The 13,347-nt window shown below is 65.3% G+C and carries 13 protein-coding genes; 10 read left to right on the forward strand and 3 right to left on the reverse strand.

From position 1 onward, the window contains the following. The first annotated feature begins 8 nt into the window (after window positions 1–8). On the forward strand, window positions 9–1,121 hold the full coding sequence (locus tag AC5Y7V_RS24845) for an acyl-CoA dehydrogenase family protein (protein ID WP_499882697.1): 1,113 nt from the start codon (window positions 9–11) through the stop codon (window positions 1,119–1,121). 3 nt (window positions 1,122–1,124) lie between these two features. Here AC5Y7V_RS24845 and AC5Y7V_RS24850 read toward each other — a convergent pair whose 3' ends face one another. Continuing rightward, window positions 1,125–1,982 carry an SDR family NAD(P)-dependent oxidoreductase gene (locus tag AC5Y7V_RS24850; RefSeq protein ID WP_499882698.1) on the reverse strand — a complete coding sequence of 286 codons (858 nt, stop codon included), beginning with the start codon at window positions 1,980–1,982 and terminating at the stop codon, window positions 1,125–1,127. A 156-nt stretch (window positions 1,983–2,138) separates the two neighbouring features. On the opposite strand from AC5Y7V_RS24850, the gene AC5Y7V_RS24855 reads away from it, so the two are divergent. From AC5Y7V_RS24855 to AC5Y7V_RS24865, 3 genes are all read left to right on the forward strand, one after another. After that, window positions 2,139–2,750 carry a TetR/AcrR family transcriptional regulator gene (locus AC5Y7V_RS24855; RefSeq protein ID WP_499882699.1) on the forward strand — a complete coding sequence of 204 codons (612 nt, stop codon included), beginning with the start codon at window positions 2,139–2,141 and terminating at the stop codon, window positions 2,748–2,750. 121 nt (window positions 2,751–2,871) lie between these two features. Further along, on the forward strand, window positions 2,872–3,624 hold the full coding sequence (locus tag AC5Y7V_RS24860; RefSeq protein WP_499882700.1) for an SDR family oxidoreductase: 753 nt from the start codon (window positions 2,872–2,874) through the stop codon (window positions 3,622–3,624). Then, window positions 3,621–4,901 (forward strand): DUF427 domain-containing protein, encoded by a 1,281-nt coding sequence (locus AC5Y7V_RS24865; protein ID WP_499882701.1) that lies wholly within the window; start codon window positions 3,621–3,623, stop codon window positions 4,899–4,901. Before AC5Y7V_RS24860 ends, AC5Y7V_RS24865 begins: the two co-directional genes overlap by 4 nt. Window positions 4,902–4,929: 28 nt before the next feature. On the opposite strand, the gene AC5Y7V_RS24870 is transcribed toward AC5Y7V_RS24865, so the two are convergent. After that, a complete protein-coding gene (locus tag AC5Y7V_RS24870) occupies window positions 4,930–5,541 on the reverse strand; it encodes a TetR/AcrR family transcriptional regulator (protein WP_499882702.1) in 612 nt (203 codons plus the stop codon). A 322-nt stretch (window positions 5,542–5,863) separates the two neighbouring features. Here AC5Y7V_RS24870 and AC5Y7V_RS24875 point away from each other — a divergent pair, with 322 nt between their 5' ends. From AC5Y7V_RS24875 to AC5Y7V_RS24890, 4 genes are read left to right on the forward strand one after another with little or no spacing between them, the layout of a single operon-like run. Next, window positions 5,864–6,679, forward strand: coding sequence for an SDR family NAD(P)-dependent oxidoreductase (locus AC5Y7V_RS24875; RefSeq protein WP_499882703.1), 816 nt, complete (start codon window positions 5,864–5,866; stop codon window positions 6,677–6,679). A gap of 24 nt (window positions 6,680–6,703) precedes the next feature. Continuing rightward, window positions 6,704–7,123, forward strand: coding sequence for a Zn-ribbon domain-containing OB-fold protein (locus tag AC5Y7V_RS24880; protein ID WP_499882797.1), 420 nt, complete (start codon window positions 6,704–6,706; stop codon window positions 7,121–7,123). Beyond that, complete coding sequence (locus AC5Y7V_RS24885; protein WP_499882704.1) at window positions 7,120–8,295, forward strand: thiolase family protein; 1,176 nt, start codon at window positions 7,120–7,122, stop codon at window positions 8,293–8,295. Before AC5Y7V_RS24880 ends, AC5Y7V_RS24885 begins: the two co-directional genes overlap by 4 nt. A gap of 46 nt (window positions 8,296–8,341) precedes the next feature. Further along, window positions 8,342–9,214 (forward strand): NAD(P)-dependent oxidoreductase, encoded by an 873-nt coding sequence (locus AC5Y7V_RS24890; RefSeq protein WP_499882705.1) that lies wholly within the window; start codon window positions 8,342–8,344, stop codon window positions 9,212–9,214. 530 nt (window positions 9,215–9,744) lie between these two features. Here the strand turns inward: AC5Y7V_RS24890 and AC5Y7V_RS24895 are convergent. Then, window positions 9,745–11,025 (reverse strand): ABC1 kinase family protein, encoded by a 1,281-nt coding sequence (locus AC5Y7V_RS24895; RefSeq protein ID WP_499882706.1) that lies wholly within the window; start codon window positions 11,023–11,025, stop codon window positions 9,745–9,747. Between the two features lie 256 nt (window positions 11,026–11,281). Between AC5Y7V_RS24895 and AC5Y7V_RS24900 the strand changes: the two genes are divergently transcribed. Together AC5Y7V_RS24900 and AC5Y7V_RS24905 are read left to right on the forward strand one after the other, a co-directional pair. Then, the gene (locus AC5Y7V_RS24900) at window positions 11,282–12,577 is read left to right on the forward strand and encodes a cytochrome P450 (RefSeq protein WP_499882707.1); all 1,296 of its coding nucleotides are present in this window, start codon (window positions 11,282–11,284) and stop codon (window positions 12,575–12,577) included. A gap of 552 nt (window positions 12,578–13,129) precedes the next feature. Then, entirely contained in the window at window positions 13,130–13,303 is a 174-nt protein-coding gene (locus AC5Y7V_RS24905; protein WP_499882798.1) for an excalibur calcium-binding domain-containing protein, read from the forward strand. Window positions 13,304–13,347 lie beyond the last annotated feature (44 nt).

Raw genomic sequence — 13,347 nt, forward strand, 5'->3', positions numbered from 1 at the left:
GTAATGCAATGGGATTCGGCTTCACGGACGAGCAGAACGCGTTGCGCCGCGTCGTGCGCAGCTTCTTCGAGAGCAAGTCCGACGAGGCGCAGGTGCGCCGCCACATGGAGTCACCGCTGGGCTACGACCCGCTGTTGTGGGCGCAGATGTCCGACGAACTGGGCCTGGTGGGACTCGCGATCCCGGAAGAATTCGGCGGACAAGGCTCCACCTTCGTCGAACTCGGCGTCGTCGCCGAGGAGCTGGGGCGGGCCCTGGTTCCCTCTCCGTACTTCGCCTCGGCGGTACTGGCGTCGAGCGCGCTCCTCGGTTCCGGCGACGACGCGGCCCAGCGGCGATACCTGCCGGGCATCGCGTCCGGGGCGACGATCGCCAGCCTCGCGGTCACCGAGGAGTCGGGCCGCTGGGAGGCCGGCGCGATCCAAGCGCGGGCGCGAGAAACGGCCGACGGGTGGGTGGTGGACGGAGCCAAAGCCTATGTCCTCGACGGCTGCAGCGCCGATGTGCTGTTGGTGGCCGCCCAGACTGACTCCGGACTGTCGCTGTTCGCGGTCGAACGCTTTGACAGCGTCGCCCGGCGCGCGCTGTCCACCCTGGACCAGACCCGAAAGCAGGCCCGTATCGAATTCAGCGCTACGCCGGCGTCGCTCGTCGGCCGTGAAGGCGGCGCGGAGGCGGTGTTGCGGTTGACCCTCGCGCTCGGCTGCGCCGCGCTGGCCGCCGAACAGGTCGGTGGCGCGCAACGCTGCCTCGAGATGGCCGTTGCCTACGCGAAGGCCCGCAGACAGTTCGGCAAGCCCATCGGCTCATTCCAGGCCATCCGCCACAAGTGCGCAGATGTATTCCTCGACATCGAATGTGCCCGCGGGGCGGCCTATTACGCGGTCCGAGCCGCGGCCCAACGCTCGCCCGAATTGCCGGCGGTGGCGTCGTTGGCCAAGGCGTGCAGTTCGGAGGCGTACGCCCGGGCCGCCGCCGCCAACATCCAGATCCACGGTGGCATCGGGTTCACCTGGGAACATCCCGCTCATCTGTACTTCAAGCGTGCTCAATCGTCGGGGCACCTGCTGGGCGACGCCTCCTTTCACCGGCGACTGCTCGCCGACGAGATCGGGATTTGAGCGTCAGAAATCCGTGCCCCCGTCGATGTTGATGGCCGCGCCCGTCATGAACGCCGCCCTGTCGCTGAGCAGGAACGCGATCAGCTCACCCGCCTCCTCGGGACGGCCGCCGCGGCCGAGGGCGACCCGCATATTCCAGTCCGGGTTGCTGGCCAGGTGCGTGTAGATCGCGTCCTGAAGCGCCACCCCGTACTCGGCTGCCCGCTGGGCGCGAATGAAGTCGTTCACCTCGGTGTCGAATAGCCCCGGGCACACGGTGTTCACCCTAATGCCGTCCGGACCATGCGTTTTCGCCAGGATTTTCGACAACGTCAACACCGCCGCCTTCAGCGCGTTATACGGCGGAATCAGGATCTTGGGCGCGCGAACGGAGTACGCGGCCGTCGTCACGATGGTTCCGCCGCCGTTGCGTTGCAGGTGCGGGATGACGGCGCGGCAGGACCGCACTGTCCCCATCAAAATCAACTGGTAATACCAGTCCCACGACTCGTCGCCGTGTTCGAGGAACGGCCCCTGCTGGTTCATCGGTCCCGCGGTGACGGCCAGCCCGCGCAACGGACCCAGGCTCGCGGCCGCGCGGTCGACGGCGCGACCCACGCCATCGCCGGTGGCGGCGGCGTCGACGGCGATGCCGACCGCACCCACCCCGTAGTCTTCGGTCAGGCGCTCGGCACGCGCTCGGGCCCGCTCTGCGTCACGAGCCAGCAGCGCCACGTTCGCCCCATTGGCGGCGAGCTGCTCGGCCGCGGCGAACCCCATCCCGGTGGTGCCGCCGACGAGAACGAAGTTGCGCCCCGCCACACCCAGGTCCACACCCAGTCCCTCCCGTGCGATCGAACCCTGAAGCAACTCATTCGGCAAAGATTCATACTAAACAAACAGACGATATATGTAGAAATGATCACTAATCGCCTCCTGGATGCAGGTAATCGTGGGCATGGATGGAACACATCGGGCACATTTGTCGCGTACGATGGCTGTTTCGGGGTAGGCGGCGATCACGGCACGAGGAGCGAAATGTCGACGGGACGGGCCACTGCCGAGCTGGACTCGGCCGAGGAGTTCGATCGCCGGGACCAAATTCTGGGGGCGGCGAACGAATGCTTCACCCAGCTGGGTATCGCGCGCACCAGCGTGCAGGATGTCGCGCGGACGGCAAACGTGTCGCGCGGCACGGTCTACCGCTACTTCGAGGACCGTAATGTGCTCATCGAAGCCGCTATTGAGTTCGGAGCCCAGCGGTTCTATCGCGAAGTCGCGTTGGCGATGGCGACGAAGGCTACCCTGGCCGAGCAGGTTGGCGCCATGGCCGAAACCCACGCCAAGATACTTCTTGACCATCGCACTCGGAACCGACTGATGGCCGATGACGCAGAGCTGATGCGACACATGATCTCCGATGGCGACACCGCAGTCCGCCGCACCACCGCATTTCTCGTGCCATACGTGCGCGACGCCCAGGACCGCGGCGAGATCGGTGGCGGCGTCGATGTGACGGCCGCCAGCGAATGGCTGGCCCGCATCATCTACTCGTTCTCCACCGTCAACGAGGCCCAGACATTCGACATGTCCAAGCCGGAGACGGTGCGGCGCTACGTCGAAACTTTCGCGATCAACGGTCTCCGCTGATCTTCTTTCGGCGAAAGACGGACCTAGGCGCAACTGAACAAAATATGTACTAATGTTCTCCACGAAGCGGATGCAGACTGAGCTGTGAACGCGAGAAGAGGACGCCATGAGTGAACGGACGTTGGCCGGCAAGCGCGTCGTGGTCGTGGGCGCATCGGCCGGGATTGGGCGGGCGTTCGCCGTGCGTGCGGGCAAGGAGGGCGCGGAGCTGCTCATTGCGGCGCGTCGGCGGGATCGTCTGGAAGAGGTCGCCGACGAGGCCGGCTGCGGCAACGCCGTGGCCGCAGATGTGCGAAGCGTGGAGGATTGCGCACGCCTCGCCGATGTCGCCCGAGACTCGCTGGGCGGCATCGACTTGCTGTTCGTCTCGGTGGGTTACGCCCCGTTGCGGATGTTCGCCGACACCTCCGCCGACGACTGGCTTGACGTGATGCGCACCAACGTCATCAGCGTCCACCAAGTGATCAAGTCTTGTGTCCCGGTGCTTGTGCCCGCCGCGATCGTCAGCGCACTATCCTCCGAAACCGTGGGTCAGCCACGGACTGCCCTCGGCGCCTATTCCTCCAGCAAGGCCGCGCTATCGGAGAGCCTCAACGCGTGGCGCAACGAGCATCCGAATTTTCGGTTCTGCTGCGTCACGGTGGGAGGCACCGTGCCCACGGAGTTCACCGCGGCGTTTGACCCTGACCTACTGGGGGTTGTCGTCCAAGATTGGATCGCGCGCGGTCTGCTTCAGGAGCAGCTGATGGCGCCCGAGGATGTTGCCGATGTGCTCGCGGGCGTATTCGCGAGCGCACTGAACTTTCCCGTCGTCGGCCTCGAGCAACTCGTCGTCCGTCCACCGTCATCGATGCGTAGGGCGGCGACGGCATGACAGCGCAGGTCCGATCGGCGTGGCCCGATCACCCCGAATATCGGATCGAAACAACTCCGTGCCCTTACACCGGCCAGGTGTGGTTCCGCGATGTACTCGTCGCCGAAAGTGACCACTGCCTCGTGGTCACCGAGACCGACCACGACGACCGCCTGTACTTTCCCGAATCCGATGTGCGGTGGGACCTCTTCGTGCCGTCGGACCACAGCACCGTGTGCCCCTTCAAGGGCCGAGCAAGTTACTGGACGTTGACTGGTGCGACCCCCGCTATCGAAAACGTGGTGTGGACATACCGCTCCCCGTTGGCCGAAGTCGCCGCGATCGCGGGGCACGTCTCCTTCTACGACGACGTATTGCGTGTCGTCGTCGTAGAGGAGTGGCCTGACGGCTCGAGGGTTCCTGTCACGTTCCCACTGTGGGGAGACGCCGACGAGCTGCGCAGGCTGATCGACGTCGAGCCCATAAGAGACGGCTGTTTCACGGGGCCGGCTCATGGGCCCACCCGCCGCAACGTCGTCGAGGGTGGGCAACTGCTCGCGGAGGCCATTGTTGCGGCATCGAAAGTGATTCCGGAGCAAAGAGTTACATCGGCATCGATGATCTTCACCAAAGCGGCATCGTTCGATGCTCCGGTGGAACTGACCGTCGACGTCCTTCGCCGCGGCAGAACGTTCTCCTCGGCCGAAGTCCGCGTGAATCAGCACGGCATGCTACGCGCCGCGGGAATTGTTCTCGCGGACTCCGGCGCGAGCGAGGTGATGCGCGACACTGAGCGGATGCCGGACATCCCGGGACCCGATGCGGCGGCGGCCTTTCCGGGCTTTGGGATGACCGGTCGGGAAATCCGGGTGGTCGACGCCGCCTATGATCCAGACCCCGACCGGGTCGGCCCGCCAGTGATCAACGCGTGGGTCCGATTTCGTGAGGCGCCTAGTGAACCCTACATGCAGGCCGCGTTGCTTGCTCAGTCGACGACTCACTGGACCATTGCGGCCGGTATGCTGCCGCATCGCGGCCTGGGCGAGGCTCGCGCCCACGTCACCCTGTCGACGGGGATTATGAAGGCCACCATCGCATTTCACGACGACGTGGATATTGCCGACTGGCTGCTGTATACCAACCACGCCTTCTGGTCCGGGCGCGGTCTCGTGCAAGGCGATGGCCGCGTCTTCAGCCGCGAAGGTCGGCTGGCGGCGTCTTACACGATCCAGGCGATGGTCCGTGAATTCGCGGCCGACCCTGCAGCTATGGGTCACGACAGCCGAACGGCTATGTGATCGGCGTCGTAGCCGACCTACCCTTGCTTCAGCGCAGGCCGTTGATGGCAAATTTCTCCACGTAGTCGCGCACAGTTTTTGGCTTCGTCATGTCGAAGCTCAGCCCCTGATTGACCGTCGAGAAGGAGTAGATGATGCGGGCCAGCCATTCGCTGGCCGCCGTGACGTTGACTCCTGCGCCGACCTCACCGCGTTTTTGCGCGTCACGCACGTAGGGTTCGAGAAACTTCGTGGTGCGCCGGACTGCACTGTCGCCATCGGAGACCATGTGGCGCATGAGCTCGGCGTCATCGGCCATCAGTCGGTTGCGGGTGCGGTGCTCGAGGAGAATTTTCGCGTGGGTCTCGGCCATCGCGCCAAGCTTTTCGGCGAGCGTCGTCTTGTTTTCCATCGCCGCAGCGACGTCACGGTAAAAGCGTTGAGCCCCATGCTCGATCGCCGCCTCGATGAGCACATCGCGATCCTCGAAGTACCGGTAGATGGTGCCCCGGGAGACCTTGGCCATCCGCGCCACGTCCTGCACGCTCGTGCGCTGGATGCCCAATTGTGTAAAGCACTCGTTGGCGGCGTCGAGTATCTGGTCGCGCCGGTCGAAGTCGTCGGCAACCGTCGTTTCGCCAGCTGCTCGGTCAGTCGACATGTCACTCCTCTGCGGGCGATCGCTATAACCCCAGCTGTTTATGCTACGTGACACGCGGTGTCTCGTTGGCGAAGCGCGCCCCGGACAAGCACAAACCGAGGTTCCAGGGCCGCCCGGTCAGCCGAGGAATGTGGTCTTGGTATCGAGATATTCGATAACTTGCGAGGGCGGGTAGCGCTCACTTGGGCAGGACATGCTGTGAGTAGCCGGCGCACCCGCAGCCGATGAGCCGACGGTCCAGCCCGTCGGCCGAGGCCCACTAGGCAGTGGAGCGACGATCTGCAATTATTGAATGATAGAACGTCTAATGTTCAATTGTTACATGCAGCAAGGAGTGGTCTTGTCTCGTCTGGAGGACAGATACGCGCTGGTCACCGGCGGAGCTCAGGGGTTGGGCGGGGCCATTGCCGAGGAGTTGGCCAGCCTGGGTGCCCACGTCACAATCATCGATCTGAACGGGGAGAAAGGCCTTGAGCGCGTCGAGCGCATTCGGGGCAATTCCGGGCGGGCCTCCTTCATCAGGGCCAATGTCGCCCACCGCGATGCGATTGAAGCCGCTGTGCACGAAGTGGCGGAAACCGGAGGCGGACGCATCGACGTCTTGGTGAACGCGGCCCAGTTCTTCGCGATGCCAAAGGCGCTCGAACTGGTCACCGACAAGGATTGGGAGCTCTCGGAGGCCACCGGGCCCAAGGCGACCTTCCGTTTCATGCAGATCTGCTTTCCGTTCCTCCGCGAGTCGGGGCGGGCGTCAGTGATCAACTTCGTATCGGGCTCCGCCCTCGCCGGCATCGCCTACACCGCTCCCTACTCGGCGGCCAAGGGCGCGGTGGCGGCGCTGACCAAGGTCGCCGCCAACGAGTGGGCTCGCCACCGCATCCGAGTGAATGCGGTGTGTCCGTTCGCCCTTACGGAGGCACAGGAAAAACTGATCGGCACCGAGTGGGACAACTACACGCGGACCGCGGCGGCCTCGCCCATGAAGCGCGGCGCCAGCCCCGTGGAGATTGCGCCCGCCGTGGCGTTCCTCGCAGGAGACGATGCGGCATTCGTGACCGGCACGGTGCTCCACGTCGATGGGGGCATGACCGAGCTGTCGACGGTGGACTACTCGCAATCGCCGGGAGTATTCGGCTAGCAGTCGAATTCACCCATGACTCACATGCCAGACCTTCACCGGCCGGTTCCGGCGCTGACCGCTCTGAATCGACCCTTCTGGACCGCTGGGGCCGACGGAGTGTTGCGTATGCAGCGCTGCACCTCCTGTCGGCGGCTATGTCACCCGCCCGCGCTGCTGTGCCCCGCTGACCATTCCGCCACCGAGTATGTCGACCTCAGCGGCCGCGGGTTCGTCGAATCCTGGACAGTGAACCGTCATCAATGGTTCCCCGGGTTCGCGCCGCCCTACGTCATCGCGTTCGTCAATCCGGTCGAGGACAAGCGGGCACGTCTGCTGACCAACCTGGTAAACGCCGCTCCTGACGAGATCACCCAAAACATGCCTGTGCGAGTCATTTTCGATCGATGCATCGACGGCGAAGACGAGGTGTTCATTCCATTGTTCGAGCCGGAGCGCGGATGAACAACGCAGTGACCGACCGGGCCATCATCAGCGGCATCGGTCAATCGGCTATCGGCCGCCGGCTGGGGCGAGACCCGCTGGAGCTAACCGCCGAAGCGTGTCTCGCCGCGGTCGCCGACGCCGGCCTGTCGCTGGCCGACATCGACGGCCTCACAACCTATCCCGGGTCATCGCAGCCCGGCGTTGGGTTCTCCGGGGCGTCGCTGCGGGACATCCACGACGCACTGGGACTCAAGCCGAACTGGGTCGCCGGGGGAGTCGAGTCCCCGGGACAGCTGGGCGCAGTGGTGGACGCAATGCTCGCTGTTGCCGGAGGGCTTGCCAATCACGTCCTATGTTGGCGCAGCATCTGGGAGGGCACCGCTCAGGGGGCCGGCCGACGCAAGGGGTACGGGTCTGGCGGCGGGCGTCCCGCCGGAATGCTGGGGTGGCAGATGCCTTTTGGCGTCACGGCAGCCAACCTGGCGGCGCTCCAAATCCGCGCGCGGATGCTGCGCTACGACCTCAACCGCGAGCAGCTCGCGTCCATAGCGCTCGCGCAACGTGCCCACGCCGCCCTTAACCCCGTGGCTATCTATCGCGACCCGCTCGACCTGGACGCGTATCTCGGCGCGCGAATGGTTTCCGACCCGTTGTGCATGTTCGACTGCGACATCGCCTGCGACGGGGCCACCGCGTTCATAATCTCCCGCGCCGAGCACGTCGCCGCGCTGGACCACCCAGGGGTGGCCGTTGAGGCCCTGGACTGTGCTCACCACGATCGGTTCACGTGGGAGGGGGGAGACGACATCACCCGCATCAGCTCGCGCTGGTCCAGGATCTGGGAGCGGACGGATTTCGATGTTGCCGATGTCGACGTGGCCTCGCTGTATGACGGATTCAGTGTCTTCGTGCTCTGCTGGCTGGAGGACTTCGGTTTCTGTCCAGTCGGGGAATCCGGCGCGTGGATCGCGGATCCCGCGCGCATCTCGCTAGGCGGACAATTGCCTATCAATACTGCCGGCGGGCAGCTATCCGGTGGACGTCTCCACGGCTTCGGGCATCTTCATGAAGCATGTCTGCAGATCCGTGGCGAGGCCGGTGCGCGCCAGGTCGACGGGGCGAAGCTGGCTGCTGTTGGCGTGGGAGCGGCCAACAGCGGCACCACCGCAATGCTGCTACGGCGGGCGTGACGATGCCGTCGTGCAGAATGATCATGCGACCCTGAGGAGGGTACCCATGGCGGAAGATCAAGCGCCGATGTTGGGCTTCATTGGGCTGGGCAATCTGGGTGCACCGATGGCCAAGCGGCTGGTTGGCTGGCCGGGCGGGTTGATCGTCTTCGACGTACGGCCAGACGCGACAACGTCGTTCGCCGACGCCGGAGTACAGGTCGCCGACAGCGTGGATGAGGTCGCGGCCGCCGACATCATCAGTGTCATGGTGCTCAACGACGAGCAAGTGCGCGAGGTGGTGGCGCGGCTCGCCCCGCGGGCCAAGCGCGGCACCGTCATCGCGATCCACTCGACGATCGACCACAGAACCGCGGTCGAACTGGCTGCGGAGCTGGAGAAGGACGGCATTCACGTCATCGATGCGCCGGTCAGCGGCGGCGTGGAAGCGGTGAAGACGGGTGATCTGGCCGTCATGGTGGGTGCCGAACGCCAGGTCTACGAGCTCGTCAAGCCGGCGTTCAAGCAGTGGGCGTCGATGGTGGTTCACGCAGGCGAACCCGGCGCGGGGACCCGGATGAAGCTGGCGCGCAACATGCTGACCTTCACGTCTTTTGCGGCCGCGTGCGAAGCGATGAAGCTCGCCGAGTTGGCGGGTCTTGACGTGCAAGCGTTCAGCCGGGTCGTGCGCCACACTGATGCACACAGCGGTGGCACCGGCGCAATGATGTTCCGCGACGACATGAGCAAGCCGCTGGCCCCAGACCACTTCCTCTACCAGCCCTTCCTGCACACCCGTGAATTGGGAGAAAAGGATCTCAGCCTGGCGCTGGGTCTCGGCGGAGAAGTGGGTGCAGACCTTCCGCTGGCTGAAATCGCATTGCGGAATCTGGCCGAAGGGCTGGGAGTGCCGCATGCGACCGCAACCGAGACGCTCTGATAAAACACACGCCGTCCAGGTAGGCCCGCCTGAGGCGGCTGACGGCTTAATCTGGGCAATGTTGGGCCATAAGTCGGTGTCCTCACAACTTGAGCGGTCGCAGCCCGCACCAGTTCGCAGCGCACCCAATGGCAGCCGCGACCGACCGGGTGCAATCAACACTCAGACACTTTGCGCCCGAACGGATTACCCCTATCGCCCCATAGGCGACCATGAACTGCCGTTAGTTACAAAAGCCCAGTTCGGACGCTCTCATAATCCATTTGGTCGCGGGTTCGAGCCCCGCCCGCCCCACGTCGCGGATGTATGACCTCGGTTGATGCTTGACTTTTTATTTCGGGTGATGCCTGACAGTGTTTCTGCTGATGCTTGACAGTTACTTCGGCTGATCCTTGACACTCCTGGAATGAGGGAGTTAAGCGCGGCGTGCTCACCGTGGATACGGTCGCGAACTTTAGTTGCACACGCGGGCATTTCATTACCCGAACAGCGACCGACGCCGTGGCCACGGATACCGCCGTACCTCAGGATTACGCGGGTGTGCGGTCCGAATTATCCGCGCTGGCCGATGGGAGCGGCTCGTCGCCGTCTGTGCGGGCCGCGCCCGCGGCGAGGTGCTTCAGTAGCTCGGCCTGGATCAACCGGCGCCCGGGCGCGAGCCGGTGCGAGAGCCCGTTCAGAAGGATTAGCGTGCGCCCGACGAGCGCGAAGTCCTCCGGGATCTTGCGCAGGCTCGTCTCGCCCAGGATCTCGAAGAAGCCGGCCTCGGTGTCGCTGTCGCCGATCGTCATCAGCATCAGCGTGCGCAGGTTGTCGGGTTTCATCGAGGCGACGTCGAAGCCGAGCTGCTCGGCCGCGGCGAACGCGGAACGGGAATCACCGATCATCGAAGACACCATCATCGTCGCGACGAGCCGCGCGAATCCTCGTGGCAGCTCCTTGGCCAAGCCGAAATCGAGGAGGCCGATCCGGGCGTCGGGCAGGATTAGTAGGTTCCCGGGGTGCGGGTCGCCGTGGAAGAAGCCCTGTTCGAAAATCATCGTGCCGTACAGTGCGCCGACCCTGCGCGCGATCTCCGCGAGCTTGTGGCCCGCCGCGACAAGCTCTTTCGTGCGCGCGACCTGGATGCCTTGCAAGTACTCGAGCACGATCACGTTTTCGCCGCACAGCTCCGGATGGATGCGGGGGACGACCACGAAGGGGACGTCAGCGAGGTTCTTCGCGAGCCGCTCGGTCGAGCGTGCCTCGCGCCGGAAGTCGAGCTCGAACTCGATGAAGCGCGTCGTCTCGGTGACGAGCGCTCGCAGGTCAATGCGCCGCTGCACGAGCATGACGATCCTGACAACGCGGCGCAGCATGCCGAGGTCGAGCGGAATGATCCTCGGGATCTCGGGATAGCGGATCTTCAGGACGACCTGACTGCCGTCGCGCAGCGTCGCGCGGTGCACCTGCGCCAACGAAGCGGCGGCGAGGGCCCGGCGGTCGATCGTCGCGAAGACCTCGTCGAGAGGGCGGCCGAGGTCGCGCTCGACGAGCGGCCGCAGCGTCTCGAATTGGCGCGGCGGCACTGCGTCGTGGAACTGGCTCAGTTCCTCGATGAAGGGCGCTGGCAAGAAGTCGGCCCGTGCGCCCTGGATCTGGGCGGCCTTCGTGAAGGCGCCGGCCAGCGAGAGCGCGACGCGCTTGATCTCGCGGGCGGCCGCGCGGTGCGCGCGCTGCCAGTCGGCGTCGTTCGTAGGCCACAGCGCGGTGCGATCGCGCGCCAGGAGCAGCAGGTACCGGGGTAGGACGCGCACGACCGCGAGTGACACGCGCAGGATTCGGACGACTCGAAAGTGTCGGATCACGAAGCTGCAGCGCGCCTTTGCGATCGAAGTCGAGATAGGGGGTGCCCTTCGCGATCCCTGCCTCGCGAGAGGTCCAGAGCTTCCGGGCGACGCGCGGTCAGGGGGGACTGGCGGCCCTCGCGGAACGCGACGCGCGCGCTTGAGGCGATCGTGGGCACGGTGTTATTGTGGCCGGTCAGTCGGCCATTCTCAACACTGTGCTCGCCCAGAGGACCCCGCCATGACGTCTCGTGTCTGGCAGCGCTCGGCGCCCTCTCGCGACCGGTCGTCACCTCTTCCTTCTCCTAACGGCTCCGCTGACTTCGACCTGTTCCTGCCGCTGCGCAGCGCCGGCTCGCTCGAAAACCCCTACCCGATTTACTCCGTGATCCGCACTGTGCGGCCCGTGCTCGAGGTGCCGGTCCCGAACTACGCCGGACCCGGCGCGTGGATGCTCACGCGCTACCGCGACGTCCACTCGGCGTTGCGCGACCCGCGCTTTTCGGTCGAACGGTTGCGCGCGCCGCTCATGCGCGACAACCTCGACCGCATGCCGGAGTTCCTGCGCCAGAACGCGACCGGCATGCGCTCGATGCTGACCATGGACGCGCCAGACCACACGCGCGTCCGCAAGCTCGTCAACAAGGCCTTCACGCCCAAGCGCATCGAAGCGCTGCGCGGCCACATCGAGGCAATCGTCGGCGAGCTGGCCGACGAAGCACAGACCAAGGGCACCTTCGACCTGATCCACGACCTCGCCGAGCCGCTCCCGGCGATTGTGATCGCTGAGCTGCTCGGTGTCCCGGCGGAGGACCACCGTCAGTTCCGTCAGTGGTCCAGCGCGATGATCAACGGCTTCGCGTCGCCGAGCGCGGAGGGGCGCGCGACCGGCGCCGAGGCGGCGCGCCAGATCTTCGACTACCTCGCCGACATCATCGCTGCCCGCCGCCGCGCCCCGCGCGAGGACCTGATCAGCGCGATGATCGCGGCCCAGGAAGAGCGCGACGCTCTCACCGACGCCGAGCTGCTCGCGACCGGCAACCTGCTGCTGCTCGCCGGCCACGAGACAACGACCAACCTGATCGGCAACGGCACGCTCGCCCTGTTGCGCGAGCCCGATCAGTGGAAGCGGCTCTGCAACGAGCCCGCGCTGCTCCCGACCGCGATCGAAGAGCTGCTCCGCTACGACGGGCCCGTGCAGGCGACGCTGCGTGTCGCGCTTGAAGACGTCGCGATCGATGACCATGTCATCCCCGAGGGTTCGCTCGTTCTGGTGAGCATCGGCTCGGCGAACCACGACCCCGACCGGTTCGAGGACCCCGACCAGCTCGACCTCGCGCGCGACCCAAACCCGCACCTCGCGTTCGGGTTCGGCACGCACTTCTGCCTCGGGGCGCCGCTCGCGCGGCTCGAGGCGCGGCTCGCGTTCGACGCGCTGACGAAGCGGTTTCCGCGGCTCTCGCTCGTGGAGGACCGGCCGGTGTACCGGGAGAGTCCGGTGCTGCGCGGGCTCACGCGCCTGGACGTGGCCGCTTAGGCGCGACGCCGCTCGCGATCACGAGTCTTGAACACCCCTTCGCTGCGCTCACAGCTCGGTCGTGACCGGTGGGTTTCGTTCCGTCGGTATCGTGACGCGCGCTGCGAGATCGACCAGCAAACATCATGCTCGCGCGGCTGCGGTGTGGGATCTCTGGATCCGGCAAGTCGTCGTTGGCCTTCGGGACCATTTATGCCGAGGCCCCGCGCCGCTATTTCGAATCGGTTGTCGCCAGTCGAAGCGCAATCCGTGAGGGCGGCTGGTAGCGAACCAGACAGATGTTCGGCAATCGCGGCGGGATCCGCCAAAATACGCGATTGTTAGGCACTACGGGTGACAGCAGACACTGGAACCGCTTGACCGGCTGGCGCGTCAAGCCCCCTCAAAAGGACTTTCGGCACTGGTTGTGCCAGCATTCGCGCGTTTAGCGTGCCGTCAGCAGGCAACAGCGCTTCTACCGAAGGGGTTTCCGTCGTGCTTCGTGCACTTCTCATCGCGGCAGCCACGGTAGTGGCGATTGGCGGAACCGCCCTCAGTGCGGCCCCAGTCGCAGTGGCGGACCCGTCCGGCATCGACTGTTCGCAGGTAAACAACAACGCCCCCGGTTGTGTCTACAAGAACTGCACCGACGCGAAAGCGCATGGCAGGTGCAATATTCCGGAAGGCGATCCGGCCTACTGTCCGAAGCAGGACCGCGATGGCGACGGCCTAGCCTGCGAGTGCTAAAGCGCGCCGCCGTGAGCATCGGCACCCGGGAGAACGTCTGGTCT

This window comes from Mycobacterium sp. NGS34 (assembly GCF_059812845.1).